The following is a 24383-nucleotide window of genomic DNA, read 5'->3' as shown; positions in this document are numbered from 1 at the left end:
ATCGCCACCTGCGAGGATGGATCGTCTCCGATAAGGTCATCGAGGCGGAGTATGGCGTCACCTGTCAGAATGCCCGCCACTCGCCGCGCCAATCGTAGAGAACCGCGGTCGTGGCATACTCGCGCAGATACGAGAGCTTGCCTTCGCGCAGATGGGCGATGGTCCCACCGTCAAAGCTTCTTTCTTTACCGCGCCATGTATAGTGGAAGGTCCATTCCGCGATCTCCACCTCAGGAAAGGATCGTATGTCGTGCACCGTCCAATTGATCACGCGGCCGTCCTCGGCGATCCACTTCGAGACCCAAAACGCTACCCGTTCATGCCCGCGGTAGATCGGTCCGAAGCTCTCGGTGACGACGCAATCCGGTGTAAGCGCTGATAGGATCGCGGCCACGTCGTGCGCCCGCCAGCCGTCGATATATTGTTCTAGCGGCGTCATCGGTGTGATGGTCTTCCTGCCCGTCTCGTCTCGTTGTGGTATCTGCCAGACCATACTCGGCCAACGGCGTGTGGACGACTGGTTTCGGCCGGCCCACCGTTAGGGACAGTCGCTGCGTTCGACGATCTGCCTTCGGCGAACCGTGTGCACTGTTGGTAAGCAGATCGAGCCGTTCCGGTGGCACGGGCGTCGCGCCGATCCGCGCCAGCGCCCGTGCACGCGGATCCTGCACCGTTCAGACCGGTTCGGCATCGCGTTGCGTTGCCACGATGCGCCTGGACTTGCGCGTCCCCGATGGAATCCGGCTCGATCGACGACTTCGATTTCCTGGGCAAATGTTTCCTGTCAGGCATGTTCGTTCGCGGTAGTCTCGCGCCATGCATCGAACGAGGTTCTGGCGACGTTGGTGAGCATGCTCGAGAATATCTCGGGTTTCGCCGCGTACAGACAATGACGCATGACCGTAAACGCGTTGAACCGTTCGCCCTTGCCCGACCCGAGGAAGTACGTGCGGTAGCGGCGGACCATCGCAATCGTGGTGCGGAGGTAGTGGTTGAATTCGCCGCGACTGACGGTGGGCTCTCTGTCGATGACCTCGGCAGTGAAGCCGTCAACGCTCTTCGCCTCGAACGCGCTCTCGGGGAAGAAGTGTTGGGCGATCCTCAAAAGGCGGAACGCGTCGAGAGGGGCATGTTGTCGCCGGACTTCGTCAGTCGTCTCTGCGCTGGTTTCGGGGCACGACAGGCTGAGACCCTCGCCCGCTGGACCGGTTTCGGGATCGGGTTCGGCGCTCGCCTTCTCGATCAGCCGGTCGGTCTCCTCGCGCACTTGTCGAAATTCGCGATCGGCGAGCTCGAAAATGGCCGCGAGCATGTTGATGCGCCTCCGTAGCATCGCAGGTATCGACTTCTTGTACTGGATCTTGTGATCAAGCGTACTCCAGGAGTCCTGGATGATCGTGCGTATCTGGAGTTCGAAGCGGTAGGGCGCAAAAAGCTGGTATTCGGGCATCTCCGCTCTGTCCGCCTTCAGTTCCAGATCGAGATGCAGACCTTTGTAGCCGAACGCGTTCTCCATGCCTTCCATCTCGGCCGATTTGTCGGTCACCTCGATCACGTTGAAGTGTGGGCGAACGAGATCCCCCATCGCCTCGATCTGGTCTTCGTACAGGCACACCAGGCGCAATCCGATCAGATCTGTCACGTGATCCTTGATCTCGTACGGCGTTCCGGACCGCTCTAGCTGACCCTGGTACTTCCGCGCGAACTTCTTGATCGACTCCTCCCGATCCTTGATGCGCCCGGACGCCGCAGCCACGGCGATGTCGCCGTGAGCAAGAAGCGATACGATCAACGTCAGGAACGCCTGCTTCGCTTGTTCCAGGCGTTGCGCATGATCATCATAGTACCCACGAAACGCAGCCTTCTCGTGTTCGAAGTCCAGTGTTGGCATCGTGATGTATCTCCTAAGCATTCATGTCCGGCAGTCAGCCGAGGAATGCGTTTCGCCGGATCTTGCCGCGTCGTCATTCCGGTAGCAGCAAATTCACGTACGCCATTGTCCCATTCGTCCTATGCGCGTCTCTTCCTCTTGACGACCGTCGTACGTGAACCGGTCGGTCGTTTATCGACTGTCATTACCGATTCTACCGCGTATCAACGCCCCATGACAGAAAGGGCCGATCACCTAGCCTCGATAGCCGACACGGCGTTAAGCCAGTTCAGCGCGCACGCGAAGGCGGTCGAACGGGTTGCGCTCCGTCTGCCGGACACGGCCGACCGCGCCGAGCTCATGTGGCTGGTCGAGAGCCTGCGGGATCATGAGCACCGGATCCGCGATCGCATCGCTGCACTCGCGAACGGCTCGAGCTGATTGCTCCGGGTCTGTACGGGAGCCGAGAATGGCGTCGGATGGTCGCGCTTGCCGAGACCTGCCGTCGGAATGCCAACGAGGTGGAGCGTGTTCCTGCGTTTCGCGATCACAAGCGAAGATCTTGATGGTGCCAAGATCAGACCGGTTTTTGATCCGCGTTCGTGCCATGCTCACGGTACACTGCCGGTAGGGAAGCGAGTGCGCCGATGCGGCGCCCCACGTCAGCGGCGACGATCTGACATGATGATATCGACGAGCTGGTAGGTCCGCGGCCACGGCAGTCGGCGGCCGCAAATCATCCAGCCCACGACCTGATCGATGAAAAAGTTACGTCGATAGTTCGAGAACTCTTGAAGTATCTTGATCGATGACCATGTTGGCTTTGAACGTTGCATTCCCGCGTTCGCAGCCGGGCGGAGGAGGCCCGCGGAAAGGAGATCTGACATGTACATGGAGACCACGCGCATCGACCGCGCGAACGCCCGTCCCATCGGCCCGTCGACCTGGTTCTACGAGGATCCGACGGATCCGGATGCGCCCGAGGACGACGTCATCACGACGACGAGACGCGGCCTGTGCCGGCTGGCGACGGTGGCTGCCGAGGTCGGCGGGCGATTTCAGCGCGAAGGAACGTCGCTCGATCCGATGGGGTGGATGCTCGCGCCGAGGGACCTTTTCCACGGCGGCGCGGCGATCCAGGCCTGCCTCAGGCGTGATGATTTCATGCGGGCGACGCTGCTTCACGGACTCGCGCTCGGTCTGGATGCCGATCCCGAGGAGATCGATCATCTCCTGGACGATCAGGGTGACGCGGGGGAGGGGACAGGTTCCGGAGAGACGCCTTCCCGGCTGCCGGAGCCCTTCGCCGGACTCGCGGCGGGGCCGCACCTATTCACGGCGGTGATCGTCCACTTTGACGAGGACGTCTCGCTGCATGCTTTCCACGCGTTCGTCGCATCGAATGCCGAGGACGTGGTCGAGTTGCTCGTCGAGCGTCACGGCGCGTTGATCGCTGGAAAGGCGCTGATAAGTTCTGGCGTGGACATGACCGATCCGAACGTTTCGGACCTCGTGTCCCCGTCGATGATCAGGCTCCTGCGGCACATCGAATGCGATCCGGAAGCTCCTTTCGCCGATGGCCTCGCGATCAACATCGAGCAGCGCTTCGACGCCTGAGCCGTCCCAACGGATCGGCGGCCGTCTTCCGCCCGGAACCCCAGAGAGCCGACATGCGAACGGGACCCGTGCGTCCCGTGATCGCGCCGCGCCCGTGGATGATCGAAAGTGGAAGATATGGTCATGTCAGCGCCCGTCACCGTGCAGTCGTCGAGCCGACGGATCAGGGCAGCGTGGCGCCGCCTCGACGCGTTGGTCGATCTCGTGCAGTCCGCTCCCGCGATGCTCTTCGCAGGCGGTCGGCGCTTCCTGTTTCCACCGCGTGAGCCGCTCGACGGCGCGAACGGTGCGAGGGGCGGGACCGGTGGGGATGGGGGCGGATCGAAACCCCGCGGCGTGCCCGCCACGAAGCCGGAAGCAGCGCCAACGCTGTACGACCGCGAAGGCGCTGCCACGGGCAAGGTCGCCAGGCGCCAGTCGAAGGCCGATTGTTCCGCGGCACGGGTGCCGCGCCGGATGCGTCTCTTCACGGCGACGATACTTCACTCCGGAGGGAACGTGATGCTGCAGGCGTTCCATGCGTCCGTCGCGGCGAACCGGAACGAGATCGTGCGGCGGCTCAGCCGCAGACATGGCGGCACCGCGGTCGCGTCCGCCGACATCAGGATCGGCTTCCACTCGGCGAATCCGGTGACGCTGGCACTGGTACCGCAGGCCGTCGCCGAGGTGATCCGGGAAGTCGAGAAGCAGGCGGACATGGCGGCCAACCACACATTCGTCGTCGACATCGAACAGCGGATCGAAGCCTGACCGGTGGGGGCCACCACGCTGGAGCAGACCGAGACCAAAGACCGGGAGTAAGCAGCATGCAGGACCCGAAGACCGATTACTCGCAGGATCTGAGCGAGTTCCCGACCGTCGCCGAATTGAAGCTCGTGAGCGGACCGACGGGAGACGGCGACGCTCGCGGCCCATATGTTGGAGTGGCGCTTGGGGCCACGACGATTGGACTGGCCCCGGAGGACGGCGCGATCATGGATCTGTCCATCCGCCGGTTCCGGTACGACGAGGCCGGCCACATCACGGACATCGACGAGCCCTACGCATGGTTGGAGCATCCGGGTCGGCCGGTACCGGCGGATCTAATGGCTCGGACCGGGCTCACGGAAGCCCATCTCGAGGGCCAATCCATCGACGACGAGGCTGCTGCGACGTTGCTCCGCTCGGCGTCCTTCATCACCGCACACCACGCGCGATTGCAACGGCGTTGGGTCGAACATCGGCTCGAGGGCGCGCGCGGACTCAACTGGGCATGCTCCCACGACCAGATCGACTGGCAGGCCCACGGATACGTGGGCGATGGACTTGGCCTGCTGCTCGCCCAGTCCGGACACCTTCACGGAGGTCATCGCGTCGGCACCGACGTCGACGCGGTGATCCAGCTTCTCCGGACGCCGTTCGACGATGGCAGGACGGCACTCAAGGAGTTGATCGGAAAGGCTTCCCGACGCACCTGGATCATACGCGCGGTCGGGGCGGACGCGACCGCCGCCGACATGCTGCGCCGGCGCGGGTACTTCTGGGATGCCGAAGAAGAGGAGTGGTGTCGCGAAGTAGGCGACGGAGGTCGCGTCGGCGAGGAGTTCTGGCTGGCGGGCCACGTCTACGACATGGCGATGAACCCGAAGGCCATCGGTCCGAGCCTGCACCGTGTCACCGCAGCGACGCGGTTTCTCTGACGCGCCGGCCGCATGATGGCCGCGATGATCGGCCCGGTCTTTCCAGGCCTACCGACGATCAGATCGGACCGCCCCCGGGCGGCTCTGCCAGGCGGCTGGCATTGGACGCATCGAGTGGCACCGTGAGCCTGCCGCGCGACGCCCCACCCCAATCGGAACGGCGTCGCGGTCGTATGGCGGGCCACTCCCGGTCGACGCAGGGCGAAAATCGTCTTCGAGTACATGGTGGGCCAACCGGATCAATGGTCCGCGCGGTGCCGGCTGGCGTCCCTGCTCGGCTCGAACGCCGGTTGGCAGGGTGCCGACAGACGCAGGTGATCGCCGCACTTGGGCGGCGAGTGACCGGTTCGGATGGCCTTCAAGAGGCGATCGACGCGATCCAAAACTCAGCGAGGAGCAGATGATGGTTTCCAGAACGATGATGCGGACCGGCTCGCGAGATGCGGCCGGTGATGCCGACCGCCCGACAGGTAGGGTTGATGGCGATGATGGCTCCGGTTCTGCCGAATGGCCGGCGCCCCCCTTTGCGCGCCGGGATCGCGATGATCTCGCACGCCTCGGAGAGAAGGCCGCATCGCCGTGGGCTGCGTGCGTGCCTGCCCCCAAGTCCGCAAGTCTCGGGTCCGACATGCGCCGTCATGGGGGCGAGCGCCGCGTCGACGGGTTCTACTGGACCGCCGTGGAACGGATGACCAAACCGGTCGGGATGGCGGAGGTCGAGGTCGCCGACCGGATCGAAGCGCTGGCGACCGCCCTCGTCATGTCGTCAGCGGTGAACGGACCGATCGTCGTGTATGCGGCAGCAGCGCGCATGCAACGGACCGAGGCTGCCTCGATGTGCCGCGTCGCGTTCGACGTCATGATGCTGATCAGTGCGTCCGAGCGCGATGTCATGCGCATCGGCGTCGAAGTCGACGCGACGTCGGTCGTCATCCACTGCTCCGGCACCGAGACCGGCGGGGCGCGTGGTGATCTGGAACGCTCCCCGGAGTTTCGCCGCATCCGACGGATGTCGCGAGCCCTTGGGGGCGACGCCCACGACGCGTCGGACGACCGCGGCCGCGGTATGGCCGTCTGTTTCGGGCGTGATGGACGCCGGCGCTGATCCGCTATCGTCGCGACGGGACGGGCATCGGACCCCTTGTCCCCGGCGGTCATTTCGAGCGTCGTTTGGTTCGCGCGACATCGATGCCTTTTCACAGGGGTTTTCACGGAGGGGACTATGACTGACGTAGCGGGAGCAGGCGGCGAAAACCTCGGTCGCCTCAAGAGCCGGCTTCGGCGCAATCCCCAGGCGCTTGCGGCGTTGAGAGGGCTTGGCCTTGGTGGAGCGCTGGTGGACCGACTGCATCTTGGTCTCAAGGAACCATACAGGAGCCGCGTCGATGGGCTTCAGGTGGAGGATGCGCTATGCTTCCCGCTGCTGGGCGACGGTATGCGTCCGTTGGGTCGATACGCGTACGTGAACATCCCGGACGTGACGATGAATCCGGTCGGTCAGACGAGCTGGGGGCCCGGCCCTTCGCAGATGTACAGGCTTGGATCGTTCGCACCCGAAGCGGATGCCTTCGTCGCATTCGAACCGATGGACTGCTGGCTCGCATGGCAGCTCGCCGCGGGAGCGCAGCCAGGCGCGACGTTCATCGCCCGTTCGCATGCGCAAGGCTGGCCCGCCGAGTGGTCCAGCCCCGGCTTCTGGTCGCGTTTCAGACGGATCGTGCTCTTGCCCGGTCCCGGCATGTCCGACTTCGAACAGCGGATCGCGCCGAAGATCGGCAGGTCGATCGAGAAGCTCCATCTTCCGGCGCCGTTCGGCACGTTGGGCGAGTTGGCCGGGAGCCCTGCCAGGCCGTCGTTCGACGACCTCGTGGCGGGGGCGAAGCCGATCGTCGGCGTCGTCGTCCGAGGCGTGGCCGACGTGCCTGATGACGCGCTTGGCAGCTTCGCGGCGGCACCGGTGCGGGTGGCCGGCGCGTTCGTGAACGGTTTCAGCTACTACCCCTTCGCCATCGAGAGCAGGGAACTGGAGACCGTCGACGCGACCACACGCAGCAGGATCGTTCACTCGTATTCCACGATGATCGTCAGGTCGGACGGTCACGTGCTCTCGACCGAAGTCCTTCCGGCGCCGCGGGGGACGCCGGCGGATCAGCGCATCCTCGCGCTGAGCGACGGTACGCGGATCGTGTCCGAGCCGATCGCGAGCAGGACCGGCACGTGGTCGTACGCGGCGATCCAGCGCTTCGTCGATTGGCGCCTGAAAGGTGCAAGACCGCCGTTCAGGCCCTTGTCCGACCTGTTGACGGAACTGGAGGCGCATGTCTCCGCATGCGTGTGGCTGCCGGTGCCCGGACATGCGCTTCTGGCGGCGATCTACATCGTGCTCTCGCACGTCTTCCAGGTCTTCGATGCGATCCCCCTGCTCCTCGTGACGGGGCCGGCGGGAACCGGCAAATCGGAGTTGGGGGAGGCGATCGGGAGGCTTTCGTTCAACGCCACGATTGCGGGTCAGCTGCGGGCGGCCGGAATGATCCGTCTGCTCGACGAGACCAGGGGAACGATCGTCCTCGACGACATGGACGGAGATGGTCCCGCGTCCGTCACCGGGACGGGTGAACTCGCGCAGGCGTTGAAGACGTCATACAAGCGCTCGACGTCGGTGAAGCCGGTGGCCGACCGTGGCGGGCGCGTTCGCATGATCGACTTCTACGGTCCCAAGGTGATCGGCAACACGCGCGGCGTCGACCAGGTTCTTGGAGCGCGGATGTTCTCGATCCTCACGGCGCAGGCGCCCGACGGTTGGGGCGCGACCGGTGCGCGGGCGGACGAGACGGCGTTGGACAGCCTGCGGGACGAGCTGCACGCGTGGGGCATGGCGAGTTCGCTCGAGCTTCACGAGATCTATCGCAGCTTGGATCGGCATCGGACGGACCGCCGCGCCGAGATCAGCGCTCCGATGCTTTGTATCGCGAAGATGGCGGGGGAGGGAGTGGCCGCGCGATTGGGCGCGGCGTTGGACGATCCAAGATCGAACCCGCTGAGTTTGGACGCAGCGCAGGCCGCATGATTTAATGCAGGCATTCAGGCCCCAAAAAGACGTCCACCGCTTTAGTGTAAGAAAATTTGACGATGAGCACCCTCAGAAGCGCGGAAAATATCGTTTGATTACAACGATGAAGCGACGGTTTTCTTGTCGTCGCGAACGAGGTCCGCGGCTGAGGATTTAATGGACTTCACGCTTGGTAGCTATAGCGGTGTTGGCATTGAGTTATGAGCCGAGTGTTTTCACACCGCGTTGAAAAACGGTAATAATTTCTCCGACCGCCGGTTGTAGCACTAACTTAGCATGCAAGGCCGCGGAGCCGTGTGTACTAGCGGTTTTCGCGGTCGTCGGAGCCCGCTGCGCGGTCGTTGATCGAGCGCACGAACAGCCACCCAAACACTTGACCGATAGGGTATCACGCACGATCGACGCGCAACGCGCCGTGGAGCCAGCGTCAATGTTCGCGGACGCGCGGGCCTCATCGGGTACGCAGGAAAATGGCGTGATCACCTATTAGGTTCGAAGAAGCCCGTGACCCGTCAGGCGCCTGAGTAAGGTCCTGGATGTAGAACGAGCTTACCATCGCCGGACGGTGCCTTTGCCAGTCCGGCTCGCTTCAATGCAGTCCACATGTCCGCGATCTCGTCCTCGAGAAGCTCTCCGGAGTCGCAGAGTTCCCTGCCCATCCAATCGATCGCGCTAATGTTGCGAGCGACCAATTCCTCCGCCTCCAGCCATCCCCGGATGAACGCGTCGCGTTCTTCCCCGGGATGCAACCAGCGCAGTCGGCGGCGCACCCGGCCCAAGTCGCTTCGGTCATCGACATCCTCGCCCGCGACGCAACGCTCGGCCAGCTCCGAGGCAACAAGCCACAGGAAGGCGCGTGAGCGCCGTCGCCATCGCATCTCAGCCAGAGGACCACATAGATAGAAGAGGATGTCATTCCAGGCGAAGGTCCGCCAGCGCGCCTCCGTCGCTGGCGAAGACTCCGCCGTTTCCATGCGCGACGGTTGCCACTCGGCCAACGTGTCGACGAAGCCGAGCATATCTCCATCGCCGTCGCTGAGCGTCGCGGAATGGATGGGCGGGCCGCCCGGCGTCAGCATTCTGGCCGCGACATGCCCGGCCTCGTGCATCGCCACGGCGAGTCTCGTCGGTAGTTTCGCCAACGTAGTCTCCTTCGAGGAAGGACCCGGTCGGCTTCCTTTCATCGATCGACTTTTAGGATCGTCCGGTGGGATCAGTAAGCTGATCGGTGGAACAGCCGGTGAAGGCTCAAGCCGCGAACGTGGGGGGGGGGGGGGGCAAGCCGGGACGTCGCAGCGGTCCGGTTCACGGTCATCGGCATTCGTGGAATGAACGTCGGGCAATACGGCCCGTGTGTTGGCGATCAGTTCGAAACGCGAGCCTGCGATGACTTTCACCAAGGCGGTGTTCGTCAAGCTGGCGCTGTGCGGAAGTGCCGGGCGTCGGCCGGAATGGCGAGACGGCAGTCGGTCTAGGACCGACATTGGAACGCCGTCGGCGCGTCAGCGCTTCGTTGGCGAAACCCGGGTCGCGCTATCCGTCTTCTTCTTCTCAGCGGTCCGCGGCTTCGTCGCCGTGTGGAGTTTGTCCACGGGCAGCGTCAGTTCCTCTACCTCCATGGCGCGAAGGCACTGGAGCAGGAAGATCGCGCTGAAGCGTCCGTTGTTGATCCGGTTGCGGACGTTTGGTTCGGTCTCCGGGCGGCCGATCGCCCTGAGCCGATCCGTGAGATCGGCATAGGTCAGGTCCGCCATCGTCAGATGGACCTTCACGAGACCGCGTACGAACTGCTCCCATTCCGAATCGTTTCGCGGCGTACTGGTGATCACCTTCATCGATTCGCTCCAATTTTCACGTGAATATTCCCCTTCAGCATCAGCCTGATTTTCAGGATGAGATTAGAAAGTATAAAAACCACTGTTTTCTCCTCGGTGAAGACTATCCAATTTTCAGGATAGAGAAATCCGTATAAAAGGTAAAAATAACCCTTGAACTAACGGTCAATTACTATCCATTATTGTCGTGTAGCGGCGGTTGAACGAGCGGGTTCAGTCAACGGGTGCGGCGTCGTCTCGATGTGAGCGCGGCTAGACAAAAGAAAATGGGAATGATCGATATGGGTACCAAGAAAAATCTGGCGAACGCTTCGGATGCACGCGACGTCGTGGGGCAGAGCGCGGGCAACGACCGGGTTCCGGCAATGCTCGAGATGAGCAAGACGCCGGCGGCGATCAACGACAATGGTGGGCCGGGAATCTCGCCGCCACCGGGCGCTGCCTCGGCGGCATCGGCGATGCCCGCGATCTGGAGCAAGAGCGAGCCTTACGTGATGAAGCTCGCGGACGATGTTGAGGAGGCGCTCGAAGGCAATCTGCCCGTCTCGGATCGAAAGCTCCTCGACTACCTCGGTGGCGTCGTCGACGGTGACGGGATGCTGCCGTCGATTTTCGGACGACATTCGTACCGCGGCATCTGCAAGGCGGCGGGACTCAGGGGCCTGGCACTCCGGCACAACAAGCCTTTGAGGCAGCGCTACCAGGGTCTGATCGACCGGTTCAAGGTCGACGACGGCAACACCTTCCACGGCGTCGGGTCGTTCACGAAGGAGCCCGTGACCCTGCACGACAGAATCAAGGGCTACGTCGCGGACGCCATCCGGGAAAAGCGTTCGATCCCCTCCGATAGGTGTGGTCGCGTGAGCCGGCAGGGCGTTTCCGACGAGACCGGCATCTCGCTCTACAAACTGAGCCAGACGCCGTACTTCAAGCTCATCCTCGATGCGCTCGACGCCGGCTTGGTGCAGCTCGGTCCTGTCTACACCCCGGGATCGGTGATGACGCCCGAACAGCGCAAGGCGCGGTTCGAGGAGCTGAAGGCCGTCTATGACGGCTTCGACGTCCCCGGCGGCAAGGTTCCCGAGAGCAAGAAGCGCATCGGTGCGGTCGACTGGGATTATTGCGCGTCGCTGACCGGAGTGGTCGAACCGACCATGCGGGACTACCGGCCGCTGACCCTGTACGTGGCGCGCATCGTGGCTCGACGCGGCACGGCGATGGTCGGTCTCACGGCCGACGACAATTCGGTCGCCGTGGTTCGCCGGCACATCGTCGACAGTGTCGAGAAGGATCAGAAGGCGCGGGGCATCGTGAGTTTCGTGAACGTCGTCGCGGGCCATCGCAGCGCCTACGACCGCCTCGTCGAGGCGGCAGGGCTGGAGGCCGAGGACGACGTCGCACCCGCCTTCGGCGACGAGTTCCAGCACCACTACGACAGCGTGTTGCGCGGGGTGGCGAACCCCCGCACGGCGGCGAACGTCGGGCGGTTTCTCGAGACGGCTCGCGAACTCTATCTGGCGCGTCTCGGCGCGGACGACCTTCCGGCGGAGCTCGGCGCCTGTCTGACGCACCTCATCGAGTCGAACAATACGTCGAGAGCCGCACTGGCCCGGGCGGTCGAGTGCGAAGCCTACAACATCGCGAGTTGGCAGAGCGGTATCTGCAGCGTCAGCCGCGAGAACCTGCCGGTGCTCGGCCGTATCGAGCAGCATTTCAAACTGCCGCGCGGAACGCTGCTGGAGAAGGCGTCGAGCACGATGGGGCGCATGCGAAAGCACGGTGGAGGCAGCGATCAGTGGCGGGCTCTCCCGTCCAACGTGCGAGCGCTGCTACCGAACGAGGCGAACGAATGGTCCGCTTCCAAACTCGCGGATGCGGTCGCCAAGGTGAAACCGCTCCTCGCCTGCGGAACGCAGTATGGCAGGCTCTGCAGTCTCGCGCACGAAGCCGACCGAAAGATGCCCCCCTACGAGCCGGGCGACGCCTTGCGGAAACAGTTCGATGAGTTCATCGCCTACAAGACCGCGCCGATCACAGGAGATCTCAATCGGAGCATCCGTGGCGTCTGGAAGTCCGAGGCTTCCGTGGCTCTGCGCATGGACACCATCGGCCAGTTCTTCCGGATCATGACCAGTCCGATGATCCATGGCCCCAATTCCGGCCTTGGCATGGACGCGAGCGACGAGACGTTCGCCTGGTTGGCCCACACCCCACTCGTCGTGGCTTCGATCGCGCAGCGCGGTCGACGGTTCGCGGACATGGACTGGAACGGCAGGCTGCGTGGCACGCTGTTCACGTCCGGTGAGGTGAACTTCGCCAAGATCGTGGCCTCGATGACGAACGCGGCCACCGGGTTCCTCACGCAGCAGCCATGGCTGGCGCAGACGCTGGTCCCATCGACTGCAAGGATGCCGGCGGAGTATGCGGACGCCCTCTACATGCTGGATCGCGAGGCTGGCGCTTTGCTGCTGTCGGACGAGGACGTGGCGTTCGCCCGGCGTGACTGGCCGGGATACTGCCGTCGCAACCACCGCCAGTTGCAGCAGGCGATCCACATGCTCGGGGACGAGGTGGAGATCTCCCGGAACCCCATGGAGAGCATCGAGGGTCTGCTGCGTGCCGATGAACCGCTCGCGGAATTCATCGCGCTCGCAATCGATGCCGAGGCACGCTGGGCCGATGCCCGCATCCATCCGTTCGCGAACCGCATAGACGTCCGCAATTCGGCGATGGCCCGCATTCATCCGATCACGGGCTTCCGACCGGAGAACATGTCTGGACTCCTCTTCACGGGCGATCACCGCGGCGAGATCAGGAAGGTCGATGGCGTCTGGCAGATCGAAGTCTCATACAAGAAGTTCAAGAACTTCAACAGCTGCCGCCTGTTCGGACCGCCGAGCGCCCGGCAGAACTACCGGATCGACCTGAACGACCAGGCGGGCCTGTACGACGTTCTGGATCATTACTTCTTCGAGGCACTGCCGGGAATGCGCAAGGAGAACAGCGGTAAAGCGGCGTTCGTCACAAAGAGCGGCAAACCGATGATACCAAGCGACTACCGCTCGGCCTTCGTCAACTATGGAGCACAGCACATCGCCTACAATCCCGTACTGGACCGTGGTTATCCAGGTGTAACCTCCATAACGCCCTACGCGATCCGTCATCTCCGGGCGACGAACGCCCTAAAGAACGGATCGTCCGTGAATAGGGTGGAGGAGGCCGCTTTCAGCATCCAGACCGGTGAGGAAATGATCAGACAGCATTATGGTTTCATGATTCCGCAGACCGCACTGGTCTCGAGCCACAACACGTTCGGCAGGGCGGCTGAGAAGGCGATGCGCCGCCGCTGACACCCTGGAGTGGCAAGATTACGCCGGGTTCGACAGTGTCGTGCCCGGCGTTTTCCGTTGCGACGCGCCGGACGACGCCGATCGGTCGGCGCCAGCGCGCACGATCTGTCGGCGGTGGAGGTCACCACGTGCAGGTGTCCGCCGATCTTCACGCAGCAACCGTCTAAGAAAATCCAAGATGGAGCTTGGTCACCGCGCCGTTCCCTCCGTCGAAGTCGGCCCGTACGGACGACCCTGTCTGGTCGTCACGATCGCGTTATCGCATCGCAGGCCGTCGATAGCGTTTGCCAGAATCAATTAACGAGCCGGTCCCGCCGCGTGAGGTCAGTTTCGGGATCTCGCCGGTTTTCGCCAGTTGCGGTGTTCAACGGCCAGACGGGAATGTCGAGTTCAATAGCCAGCCCATGCCTGATCGGATTGGCGTCAACGACCCGGCATGGGCAGTCGAACGGAAGCTCGGCGAAGGAGTCGACCCGACGTCCGGCGAGGAGATGGGTGCGTGATCGCACAACTGACGGTTGCGATGTTCAGCGAAGCGGGCGGAAGAAGACGCGAATATCCTCGGCGAGGGCGGCTGGCTGTTCGAGCGCTGCGAAATGCCCGCCCTTCGGCATCACGCTCCAGTGTCGAACATCGAAAACACGCTGGACCCAGCTCTGGGGAGGCAGGGGCAACTCGCACGGGAAGACCGCCACACCTAGCGGAACCGCGACACGCTCGTCCGGACCGAACGACAGCGGGCGGAGCCTGTTTTCCTTGTAAAGCCGGAGAGATGCGTCGATCGTCCCCGAGAACCAGTATAGGGCGATGTTCGTCAGGATCGTGTCCAACGGGATTACTGCGTTAAGATCGCCGTCATGATCACTCCAGGCATCGAACTTCTCGATCATCCATGCGGCAAGACCGACTGGGCTGTCGGAAAGGGCGTAAGCCAGCGTCTGCGGCTTCGTGCCCTGTAGCGCCGCATAAGCGCCATTCTCAGCCGCGAACAACCGTGCGCTCTCGAGGAAACGCTGCTCGCCAGGCGTGACGGGGTTCGTGGTTTCATGGACATGCGGCATGAAGCTGCCCGGGATATAGTTGACATGAATCCCGGTCAGTAACTCCGGTCGCTGCCGTGCTAGCCACATGGACACGCCTGCACCGATGTCGCCACCCTGCGCGCCAAATCTGTCGTAACCCAGTCCGGACATCAACTCTGCCCACATGTCGGCGATGACTGCTGCGTTCACGCCAGCCGCCGGCGGTGCCTCGCTAAAGCCGTAACCGGGGAGTGACGGTACCACCACGTCGAATGCATCGGCCGGGTCACCGCCATGAGCGCCGGGGTTAGTTAGGAGCGGCAGAATGCGCTCCATCTCTATGAACGACCCTGGCCATCCGTGCGTCAGAACGAGCGGCATGGGCGCAGGACCGATGCCACGCTGATGGACATAGTGTACATCCAGACCCTCAATCCTGGCGATGAACTGGGGCAGGCGATTGAGCCGAGCTTCCGCTGAACGCCAGCTGTAACGGTTTAGCCATCGATCGATCAGTCGCTGCACCAGCCGCAGACTGGCGCCGTCGTTAGTCCCGTCAAGATTGATCACTTCGGGTAGGCGCACTGCTGACACGCGCCGATGCAACTCGCTCAAGGCTTCCTCGGCGATCGCGATCGTATGCTGACGTGGTGGCACTACAATCTTCCTTCTGTTCTGGTCATTACGGCAAGAAGCTGGGTTTGCCGGTCAGCGTCGAGAATGAAACTTCGGTTTGCTCGGTCTGTGCCAGATCACCGGGGATCAACTGCGTGACATTGCCCTCGATCCAATCAGTCAATTGGGCGAGCTGACCGGCCGCCTCGTGACCGAGGGGAGTCAGCGTATATTCCACGTGCGGCGGCACGACCGGGAAGCTGCGCCGCTCGATGAGGCGATATCGCACGAGCTGACGTAGGCTCTCGGCCAGCATCCGCTCGCTGACCCCGTTCACGCGACGGCGCAGCTCGGCGAACCGCATCGTGCCGCCATCTAGCGCTACCAGGATCAGAACGCTCCACTTGCCGGTGATGGCGACCAGCACCTCGCGTGATCGACAGTTGGCGTCGAACGCGTCGCCGTGCAGCATCTGGGACGCGAGGTGTCCGTCGGTCGTCATTCGACACTTACCTTCATGTGCGTACTTACTATCCGATAGCTAGTTCAATACGTGAGGTCGCTCAAGAAATAAGGAGCCGACCATGTTCGCAGTCACTGGAGCAACCGGGCAGCTTGGCAAGCTGTCGATAGATGCGTTGCTCAGGATAACGACGCCCGATCAGATCGTGGCGCTCATCCGTGATCCCGATCGGGCGACTGATCTCGCGGCTCGCGGCGTGGCGGTGCGACGCTTCGATTATGACGACCCTGCCGATCTCGCCGCTGCCCTCCTGGACGTGGATCGGCTGATGCTGATCTCTGCCGACGATCCCGCCCGTCGCGTCGAACAGCATCGCGCCGTGATCGATGCTGCGGTAGCGGCCGGGGTGCGCTTCATCGCCTATACCAGCGTTCTTCACGCCGACCGCAACCACCTCGGCGTGGCACCATCCCACCGGGCGACGGAGGCGTTGCTCGCGGAGTGTACGCTGCCGCACGCCGTCTTACGCAACGGCTGGTACATCGAGAACTACCTGATCGGAGTTGACGCCGCGCTGGCGCACGGCGTGTTGCTCGGCAGCACCGGTGACGGGCGTATCTCGGGGGCCGCGCGTGCCGACTACGCTGAGGCGGCAGCTACGATACTCGCCGCCGGACCGGAGGCGGCCGGTGTTCACGAACTGGCTGGTGACACGTCGTTCACCCTCTCCGACGTCGCGGAGGTGTTCGCCGAGGCATCCGGTCATCCGGTGATCTACCGCGACCTGCCCGAAGCCGACTACGCGCAGGCGTTGGCCGCGAGCGGCATGCCGGCGCCCGTCGCGGCGATGCTGGCCGGCCTGAGCGCCGGCGCCGCGGGTGGCGTACTGGAAGACAGCTCGGGTACGCTTGGGCGTCTGCTGGGACGACCAACTGCCAGCCTTCGAGACGTGGTCCGGAAAGCCTTTTCGCAGATCGTGCTGGAGGAGCTCGGCATTCCCTACACCGCGCATCGCGTGTCGGCGCGAGCGGCAGACGACGAGACCTCCCGCCCGATCTGGCGCGCGCGCAACCCCAAGGGGCGCGTACCTGCGCTTTCGCCTGTCGCAGGACGCGCTGCCGGCGAGCCGCTGCTGCTCACCGAGGTCCCGGCGATCATGACCTATCTTTCGCGGCTGCGGCCGGCGCTCGGCCTTGTGCCCACCGATCCGGCGCGGGAGGCGCGCACGATCGAATGGACCAGCTGGCTTTCGGGTCATGTCCACGCGATCGCGTTCGGCGGTCTGTGGCGGCCTGCACGGTTCACCGACGACGCCGGGGCAGAGGCCGGGATTGCCGCGCGTGGGCGCGCCAGCGTGTTGGACGCCTTCGGCAGTATCGAAACGATTTGGGGCGACGGCCGCTGCTGGGCCGTGCCGGACACCTACACGGTCGCCGACGCCTTCCTGCTGGTCTTCTATCGCTGGGGAACGACGATCGACGTGGCGATGTCGGCTTATCCGGCGTGGACCGGCGCCACTCGTCGCCTGTTGGAGCGACCGGCGGTCGCGGCAGCCTTCCATAAGGACGGTCTGCATTTGCCGCAGCCCTGACGCCGTACAGCCTGATTACCATTTCCGATAAGGAACGCCGTACAAGAACGATGTTCCTCGCTGGGCTATCAGCCGCAGCCGTCGATTGGCGCCAAAACGTCAGTTGACGAACTTCGTCCACGTTGCTTGGGGGTTGGCGCGGCTCGCGCGTTGGGGATGCGTCATCGTTCGCGTCGCTCCGGTCGGGGCGTTCGATAATAGCCCTATAATGGGGAAACCCGGATCCGATCCACCAGCTGCCGGGACTAAACGCCTAGGAACGGCATCGAGACGACAAGCGCGTTCTCGGATTCAGATAGTCCATTGAGAACGCGGCGACTTCCTGAAGGTCGTCGTACATGCGGATGTTAGAAGGGTCTGTGCGATAACGAACGGCAATGTCTGGTGAGGACCAGTCCGTCCGCTTCAGAGTGTTCTAGCCGAAGAAGCGGACGTCTAGCTTGACCTAATGATCGGCGGGAAAGCCGCCTTCGAAGGACAGTTCCGACAGTGGCAGTCGGTCGCTCGGCCGCTCCCGCTCGCGCAGCGAGGCGGGCAGGGAGACAGGGTCGCCGAGCCTGCCGATCGCAAAGCCTGCCTCGGCGCTGTAGCCTTCGGGGATGTTCAGCGTCTCGTTAAGGCGCTGGCGATCGAAGCCCGCCATGCCGTGAACGGACCATCCCATGCGAAGCGCCTGCAACGCCATATAGCCCGAGGCGGTGCCGGCATCGAACGAGTGGGTATCCGCGTGGCCGACCGCTATCTCGACGGGCGTGTCTTCCTGATGGGTGATGCAGCGCACGCCATGGCGCCGTTCGGCGGCATGAACGCCAACACCGGCATCGCCGACGCGCACAATCTAGCGTGGAAACTGGCAGACGTCCTGAACGGCAAATCAGACGCCGGTCTGCTTGAGAGCTATGAACGCGAACGCAGGCCAGTGGCGGAACGGAACGGCTTCCAATCCCGACTCCGCACCGATTTCGACGCGAGGTTCGGCATCCGCACCGCTACGAACGCCGCGCAGATCGCCGCGATGCAGGACTATGACGAGGTTCAGATGCGATACCGCTATGGCGATGACGACACTGTCGCGGTCCTGCAGGGCCAGGCTGGCACGCGGTTCCCGCACGCCTGGATCGACGTGGGTGGCGAGCGTCGCTCTACCCTCGACCTGTTCGGATCGACGCCGGTGGCGATCGGCGGTCCTGCATCGGAATCGCCGTCGACTGGTCGATTTTACCGGGACGGCATCGACTTCGCCTTTACCGAAGGAGGCGTGTCATGGGAAAGTCTGACAAGACAAGCTGACGACGCGGTTATCTACGTCCGACCGGACGGTTTCGTAAATGCAGGGGTTTTGGCGCTGTGATAGCGCTCTGGATGGACTACAGTTTTCTCCCCAGAGGAAATGCGCTTGCTCGCGAGACAACTCGCCTGTCTGATAGCGCCAAGTTAAGTCAGTGCATCGATGCCAAGGCGCTCGTCGATCATCCCAGCCCAACTCTGACATGCGTCACACCCAATAGTAACGTTCACGCATCTGCGTCCTTGGTGGGAATACTAGGCCGATCAGATGCGAATTTGCGGTTCATGCCGCTAGTGGTGCCCGCCGTATTCGGAGACTAGTTCTGAGCGCAGTGATAATCCAGGCATTTGGAGGGCCTGAAATCCGACGCTAGCGGACGTATCTGATCTGCAGCCCACCTCCTGCCAAGTCCCGATCGCATAGAGGCGATCAGCGTCGGTTTGTAAGACGTCATGTTACGCAATGGGTCCCTCGCAGCTTATGACTTCAAGGCAGCGCATATTGCAGGAGGGGAGATTGCCGGGACGGTCGCGGCCGTCACGGACGACGCTGATTGGTGGTAGCTTGGGCGTCGTTCCCACCTTCTCGTTCCAGCCGCCGCGAGGCACCTCGGCCCGGACCATGCCGAGCTCGTTCAGCCGACGTGTGCGCGGATCTAAGGGGCGCGGTCGCCGCCATTGGGCGCGATCAGCGTCAACTGGTCGAAGAGCAAAAGCGCCGGCTTGACCCAGGTGACGGGCGGAACTGGGACAAGGAAAGTAGAGCGTGTTTGTCCGGTACAAGCCCAGGATCAGCGACGGCGGCGCGGCCCAGGGCAGGTCCGGTCGCCGGCCAGATGCGTCTGCCGCATCGGAACCGGCATACGCTTGGGGGATGCGAACACCGGAAGTCGATTGACGGGTAACGGGACCACACGCATTCGCCCCTTTGATGGGCGATGTGACGAAGGGGGGCGCCGATGCCGCTGGACGGAACGATCAGGACCCTATCGACGACACGGACGCCCTGGAGATTGCGGAGACGGTCGCCGCAGCTCTGGATCTCGGACTGCAGGACGTGCCGCTGCCTTTATTGGTCCCACGCGAGACGAGGCGGTGCTGGCGCTCGAGCTCGTTCCAGCTCGGTGAAGTTTTCCAGCGGCCAGATTGAAAGAACTGTCGACGACATGGCGCGGGTTGGGGGTGTCCGAGGATAAAATCGGCACTTTCCGGCCAACGTTAAGGCTCGTCGTGTATGTCACGGATAGCCATCCGATCGGTGGATCAGGACCTGTGCGAACTCGACATGTGCCGAAGACGTTCGTACCGGTCTAGGAACTCGCGTTTGGCGTCATCGGGGTTGAGATAACGCACGCGGACCGCTGCTGGAACGATGCCTGCCTCGGCGGCCCAGCTGTTCGTCCCGGGGGCCATCACCTGTGCCTGTTCGGCTGCGAGGACGCTGAGGTCGGCCGCCTTCACCGCCGCTCGGTATCCGTCGCTCATTCCGAAGCGCTTCGAAACGGCGTCCTCGACGTTGGCCTCGATGACCTTGTACTCCGGCAGCAGCTGCTTGAGTGGGCGGGTCACGTCACCGATGAAGGCCTCGGCCGCGTCGTGGAGCAAGGCTTCATACGGGTGGTCGACGGTGACGTCGCTGACCAACATGCTGTGTTCGGCGACGGAGTAGAAGGCCCGGCACTGACCAGCGTACCGGCAGACATGGGCTAGGCCGTGCGCGACGTCCTCAATTGTGAAGTCGCTGCCGTGAGGATCAAGGAAATCGAAGACCCGCCCACTGGCGAGCATGATGGTCGGGCCGCGGGCGATGTTCACGGCGATTATGCGATTGGTCATGACGTTCATTTTCCTCCTTTTGCACGATGGCACCGTCGAGCCAAGGATCTGGACTAGGACTTCTTTGAACCGTCACTGGGGGTGCGAGGCGACGCAAATCGCATCCGATGCGGTTGCGTCGATTGCCAACGCGTCTGGGATGACCAACGGAATGGATCGTGACGAAAACATCCGGAGATGCAGATTATGAAGCTGTTGATTGTGCTCTCCGGTCCGGTGGGTGTCGGCAAATCTTCGTTCGCCGACGAGCTGGGTGTGCTGTTCGGCGCGGAGCGCGTTTCGACGAGCGCGTACATTCTCGCCAACTCTTCGGTCGAGAACCATCGCGGCCAGCTCCAGGTCGCGGGAGATCGACTGGATCAGGAGACCGGCGGCGCATGGGTCGCGACGATGATTGCCCAGGAGGTGGCGCAACGAGGCGACGATGCCACGCTTCTCGTCGATTCGGCCCGAACGCCCGAACAGATCGAGCATTTGCGGAAGAGCTTCGGGGCGAAGGTCTTTCATGTGCATCTGCACGCGGATGACGAGCTTCTGGGCAGGCGGTACCTGGCACGCAGTCCCGAGCATCGCGAATTCGCCTCGTACAATGAGGTGAAGGTGAACGTGACCGAGAGTCGCGTCGGCGAGCTTCGAGATTGCGCGGATCTCGTCCTGGACGCCGACAAGGCGGATCCGACCACTTTGGCGGTGACCGCGATGGCTTTTCGCGATCAAGCGGCGCCGCAGCCGGGACGGCTGGTGGACGTGATCGTAGGGGGGCAATACGGCAGCGAGGGAAAGGGCAATGTCTGCGCGCATCTGGCAAATCGCTACGGGGTCCTGATGAGGATCGGCGGGCCGAATGCTGGACACCTGGTCAAGGATCCGCCCTACAAGTACGTGCAGTTGCCGTCCGGAACCGGCACGAACACGGATGCCGCCATCCTGATCGGCGCAGGCTCGACGCTCTGGCTGCCTCAGTTGATGCTTGAGATACTGGAGTTGAAGCTGACGCCGGAGCGGCTGTCGATCGACCCTCAAGCGATGGTGATCGACGACGAGGACCGTCGGATCGAGAGCAAGGCGCTGACGTCGATCGCATCCACCAAGCAGGGTGTCGGCGCCGCGACGGCGCGCAAGATCGTCAACAGAGGCGAAGAACCGATACTCGGTCCGGCGGTCAAGCTCGCGCGGGATGTGCCTCAGCTCGCGAAGTACGTGCGCGATGTTCGTGCCGAGCTCGATCGGCACTTCTCCGCCGGCACGCGAGTGCTTCTGGAAGGTACGCAAGGCACGCTCCTGAGCATCCATCACGGCTTCTGGCCGAGTGTCACGTCGCGTGAAACCTCTGCTGCGGGCTGCCTCTCGGACGCCGGGATCGCTCCGGCACGTGTGCGGAAGGTCATTCTGGTACTGCGCACCTATCCGATCCGCGTCGGTGGAACGTCGGGTTGGATGGGTCGCGAGATCGACATGGACGACGTCGCCGAGCGCTCCGGCATTGGCAAGGGTGAGTTCGCCAAGGTGGAGAAGGGCACGATTTCGGGAAACAAGCGTCGAATGGCCGAATTCGACTGGGCGCAGCTGCGGCGTTCCGCGCTGTTGAACGGAGCCACGGACATAGCCGTGACGTTTGCCGACTATCTGGGTATCGATAACCGCGCCGCCGGCACGTTCGACCAACTGAACGAAGAGACGCGCACCTTCATCGCTCGAGTCGAGCGGGTAGCCGGGGCACCGGTGACGCTGGTATCCAAGGAGTTCGCCCTGGACGGGGTTCTTGAAAAGGGGTTCGATCATGACTGAGCAGGAGCTGATCGCGCGATACCCCCGGCTCTGGCACATGGCCCATGACGGGGCCTGGCCGGCGATCCGCGACAATGGTCTGCTGAGCGCCGCAGCTCTTCTTCAGGCTTACGGAGTCGAGGGAAAACGGCGTCATCAACTCGGGTCCTGCCGCCGACCGGACTCCGTGCCGTTGCAGGCCGCAAGTCAGCCCGGCGCGGTCCTGCGCGATCAGAAGCCGATGACCGACGACAAGTTGGCGGCCTGTCTCGATGACGGCCTTTCCCCGCAGCAGTGGTACGAGCTTCTCAACTCGCGAAGTTTCTTCTGGCTCTCGCGATCCCGCATTTGGACCCTGTTGGGAGCGGCGGCCTATCGCAACGTGACGCAGACCGTTCTGACGATCGATACGGCGCGCCTCGTGGCCGCCCATCGCGATCGCATCTGGCTGAGTCCGATCAACAGCGGCGCGACGCTCTTCAAGCCGCAGCGCCGAGGATTGGCCACTTTCAAGCGCGTCGCCGACTTCCCGTTCGCGGAACGCGGAAAGACCAGGAGTGACGCGAACAACGTGGTCGAGCTTGTAGTCGATCATTCCGTGCCGGACATCGCCGCGTACGTGCTGGCAGTGCATTCGGTCCGCAACGACACCATATTGTCCGAGATCTGGCGGTCGGCTCAGGCGACTCCGGACGATCATCCTTGATAACACCCTTCGGGTAAGCCCTTGCGGTGGGACTAAGACCCGGACACGCGCGACCTTCCCTGGCAGTTACATGGAACGTGTTACCCAAAGGGGCGTGATGTCGGCGGCATTACCGCCCCGGGCGATGATCCGTGGCTTGGTCGGTACTATCGGCTGCTCGTCAGACCGCCGCGCTGCGTGGCGGAAATCGTGCGGGGAGGCCTGCGCGTCGGAGCAGGTCCGCCACGTGGCTCGTCAGCCCCATCTCGCCGACGACCGTGACGCCGCCGCCGGCCGGGAGCCGGTCCAGCAACGTCCGGAGGCTGTCGAGGCCATCCTCGATCCTGAAATCGGTCCATGTCTCGGCCTCGCCGGGAACGATCGCGGTTGCCGAGCTTTCCGTCGCCCCGCAGTGCAGTTGGACCACCCAAACCTTGGTTCCGTCATGAACCCACTCGAACCGCACGGGCCCCAATGTCCTGCGCAGCATGTCGAACACCGCATGGACGTCGTTGATCACATTGCTGGGAAGGTCCTCGGGAAGCTCGATGCCAAGCATCAGCCTGTCGCCCTCGCCGTGCCGACCTTCGATTAGCAGCGTACCGGTCGATCCGACGATCGCGGCGCCGGAGTGAGAAGCCGGCACCGCGTCCTGCCTCAGCACCGAGGCGATGACCTGCCCATCCGGGTCTTCCTTCGCCAGCAGGGCAAATGGGTCCGTCCATCCCTTGACCGTCGTGAACAATCCCGGATGTGGTTCGACGGGACAGGTACGCGTCCATATCTCACAGGATCCGGTCGGCGTTCCGAAGGTGAACGGCGCCAATCTGCGGTTGATCACGAGTGTTCGCGGTACCGGCAGGCCGAGGCCATGTGCGATCAGCAGGCCATATGTCTTGTCGCCGATCATTCTGCTGAACTTGTTCGGCCAGCGCTGCGCCGCCGCCATGTCGCCGGGAACTTGGCTTTCATGTTCCCAAAGCAGCGTATGGCTTCCAAGCCAACCGCGTTCGGCGGGATGGATGCTGAATTCCGACCGTTCGCCCGGCGCTGACCTGAGGTCGGGGGTGAAACCATATACGTTCGTCAGAAGCGTGACCGCTTGGTCGAACGGAAGCGAGACGACGCCGGGCTTCTCGACGCACCTTGGTGTGTCGTCGGGTGCGAACTCCACGAGGTCGCCTTGGACGACGCCGGACACACCGCCGTCGTGGATGTCTATCGTCTCGTTTACCAGTAGGTGAAGTCCGGTCGCGGCCAGACGGCGGACTGTCGCGATCGCTTCGTCGAGTGATTTGATTCCGTAGACGAATTCGCGGCTGCGGGGATCCGCGGGTACGTAACTGCGGACATTCACGCTGCGCTCTGCGCTGCTGGCGATCAGTGCGGCGATTGCATCTTGATAGCTTGGAAAGGCCACGTTCGGCTCGTGTCCAAGGATGCGATTGTAGCTCTGCTCAAGACCGTTCGGACCAGGGCGCAAACCGACGAACTGCGCGACGTTCCCGATCCTCGCCAGCCGATCAAGGATCGCGTCCTTATGAAGTAGCATAACATTGGGTCTCCGTTGCGCCGCCGACTCTAGCGCGACGCCGGTTATCGAATTGCATAGATGAAGGCGTCATACGTCGTTTCGGTGCGTCGCACCGCGTTGCGTGTTTGCCTTGTAGGATCGATGACGCACCGTGGAAACGAA

General features: G+C 63.2%; 20 protein-coding genes. 11 read left to right on the top strand and 9 right to left on the bottom strand.

Annotated features, from left to right (window positions below; genetic code table 11):
- Positions 1-64 precede the first annotated feature (64 nt).
- A complete protein-coding gene (locus U1763_RS02570; RefSeq protein WP_332753966.1) occupies positions 65-439 on the bottom strand; it encodes a nuclear transport factor 2 family protein in 375 nt (124 codons plus the stop codon).
- A gap of 345 nt (positions 440-784) precedes the next feature.
- Positions 785-1891 (bottom strand): GTP pyrophosphokinase, encoded by a 1107-nt coding sequence (locus tag U1763_RS02565; RefSeq protein ID WP_332753965.1) that lies wholly within the window; start codon positions 1889-1891, stop codon positions 785-787.
- A gap of 213 nt (positions 1892-2104) precedes the next feature.
- Here U1763_RS02565 and U1763_RS02560 point away from each other — a divergent pair, with 213 nt between their 5' ends.
- The 6 genes from U1763_RS02560 (at position 2105) to U1763_RS02535 (ending at position 8233) form a co-directional block, all read left to right on the top strand.
- On the top strand, positions 2105-2311 hold the full coding sequence (locus U1763_RS02560; protein WP_332753964.1) for a hypothetical protein: 207 nt from the start codon (positions 2105-2107) through the stop codon (positions 2309-2311).
- 444 nt (positions 2312-2755) lie between these two features.
- Positions 2756-3487 carry a hypothetical protein gene (locus U1763_RS02555; RefSeq protein ID WP_332753963.1) on the top strand — a complete coding sequence of 244 codons (732 nt, stop codon included), beginning with the start codon at positions 2756-2758 and terminating at the stop codon, positions 3485-3487.
- A 123-nt stretch (positions 3488-3610) separates the two neighbouring features.
- Positions 3611-4237: a hypothetical protein gene (locus U1763_RS02550; protein ID WP_332753962.1), complete on the top strand. Its 627-nt coding sequence runs from the start codon at positions 3611-3613 to the stop codon at positions 4235-4237.
- A gap of 56 nt (positions 4238-4293) precedes the next feature.
- Complete coding sequence (locus U1763_RS02545) at positions 4294-5166, top strand: DNA polymerase III subunit epsilon (protein WP_332753961.1); 873 nt, start codon at positions 4294-4296, stop codon at positions 5164-5166.
- Between the two features lie 628 nt (positions 5167-5794).
- On the top strand, positions 5795-6271 hold the full coding sequence (locus U1763_RS02540; protein WP_332753960.1) for a hypothetical protein: 477 nt from the start codon (positions 5795-5797) through the stop codon (positions 6269-6271).
- A gap of 117 nt (positions 6272-6388) precedes the next feature.
- Entirely contained in the window at positions 6389-8233 is a 1845-nt protein-coding gene (locus U1763_RS02535) for a hypothetical protein (RefSeq protein WP_332753959.1), read from the top strand.
- A 515-nt stretch (positions 8234-8748) separates the two neighbouring features.
- On the opposite strand, the gene U1763_RS02530 is transcribed toward U1763_RS02535, so the two are convergent.
- Positions 8749-9378, bottom strand: a complete 630-nt coding sequence (locus tag U1763_RS02530; RefSeq protein WP_332753958.1) for a hypothetical protein — start codon at positions 9376-9378, stop codon at positions 8749-8751.
- 360 nt (positions 9379-9738) lie between these two features.
- On the bottom strand, positions 9739-10071 hold the full coding sequence (locus tag U1763_RS02525) for a DUF6471 domain-containing protein (protein WP_332753957.1): 333 nt from the start codon (positions 10069-10071) through the stop codon (positions 9739-9741).
- Positions 10072-10343: 272 nt separating this feature from the next.
- Here U1763_RS02525 and U1763_RS02520 point away from each other — a divergent pair, with 272 nt between their 5' ends.
- Positions 10344-13421 carry a hypothetical protein gene (locus U1763_RS02520; RefSeq protein WP_332753956.1) on the top strand — a complete coding sequence of 1026 codons (3078 nt, stop codon included), beginning with the start codon at positions 10344-10346 and terminating at the stop codon, positions 13419-13421.
- A 527-nt stretch (positions 13422-13948) separates the two neighbouring features.
- Here U1763_RS02520 and U1763_RS02515 read toward each other — a convergent pair.
- On the bottom strand, positions 13949-15100 hold the full coding sequence (locus U1763_RS02515) for an epoxide hydrolase family protein (RefSeq protein WP_332753955.1): 1152 nt from the start codon (positions 15098-15100) through the stop codon (positions 13949-13951).
- 25 nt (positions 15101-15125) lie between these two features.
- The gene (locus U1763_RS02510) at positions 15126-15560 is read right to left on the bottom strand and encodes a winged helix-turn-helix transcriptional regulator (protein ID WP_332753954.1); all 435 of its coding nucleotides are present in this window, start codon (positions 15558-15560) and stop codon (positions 15126-15128) included.
- An 82-nt stretch (positions 15561-15642) separates the two neighbouring features.
- Between U1763_RS02510 and U1763_RS02505 the strand changes: the two genes are divergently transcribed.
- The gene (locus U1763_RS02505) at positions 15643-17112 is read left to right on the top strand and encodes an NmrA family NAD(P)-binding protein (RefSeq protein ID WP_332753953.1); all 1470 of its coding nucleotides are present in this window, start codon (positions 15643-15645) and stop codon (positions 17110-17112) included.
- Between the two features lie 445 nt (positions 17113-17557).
- On the opposite strand, the gene U1763_RS02500 is transcribed toward U1763_RS02505, so the two are convergent.
- Positions 17558-17893, bottom strand: coding sequence for a nitroreductase family protein (locus U1763_RS02500; RefSeq protein ID WP_332753952.1), 336 nt, complete (start codon positions 17891-17893; stop codon positions 17558-17560).
- On the opposite strand from U1763_RS02500, the gene U1763_RS02495 reads away from it, so the two are divergent.
- Positions 17876-18463, top strand: a complete 588-nt coding sequence (locus U1763_RS02495; protein ID WP_332753951.1) for an FAD-dependent monooxygenase — start codon at positions 17876-17878, stop codon at positions 18461-18463. The two genes, U1763_RS02500 and U1763_RS02495, sit on opposite strands and share 18 nt — an antisense overlap.
- A gap of 1199 nt (positions 18464-19662) precedes the next feature.
- Here the strand turns inward: U1763_RS02495 and U1763_RS02490 are convergent.
- On the bottom strand, positions 19663-20244 hold the full coding sequence (locus U1763_RS02490) for an HD domain-containing protein (RefSeq protein WP_332753950.1): 582 nt from the start codon (positions 20242-20244) through the stop codon (positions 19663-19665).
- A 177-nt stretch (positions 20245-20421) separates the two neighbouring features.
- On the opposite strand from U1763_RS02490, the gene U1763_RS02485 reads away from it, so the two are divergent.
- Entirely contained in the window at positions 20422-22023 is a 1602-nt protein-coding gene (locus U1763_RS02485; protein ID WP_332753949.1) for an adenylosuccinate synthetase, read from the top strand.
- Positions 22016-22708, top strand: coding sequence for a DUF7002 family protein (locus U1763_RS02480; protein WP_332753948.1), 693 nt, complete (start codon positions 22016-22018; stop codon positions 22706-22708). Before U1763_RS02485 ends, U1763_RS02480 begins: the two co-directional genes overlap by 8 nt.
- 160 nt (positions 22709-22868) lie before the next feature.
- On the opposite strand, the gene U1763_RS02475 is transcribed toward U1763_RS02480, so the two are convergent.
- Complete coding sequence (locus U1763_RS02475; protein WP_332753947.1) at positions 22869-24239, bottom strand: hypothetical protein; 1371 nt, start codon at positions 24237-24239, stop codon at positions 22869-22871.
- Positions 24240-24383 lie beyond the last annotated feature (144 nt).

The sequence above is a fragment of the Sphingomonas sorbitolis genome (assembly GCF_036663875.1).
Lineage (GTDB): Bacteria > Pseudomonadota > Alphaproteobacteria > Sphingomonadales > Sphingomonadaceae > Sphingomonas.
This window is presented reverse-complemented; position numbering and strand designations above follow the sequence as displayed.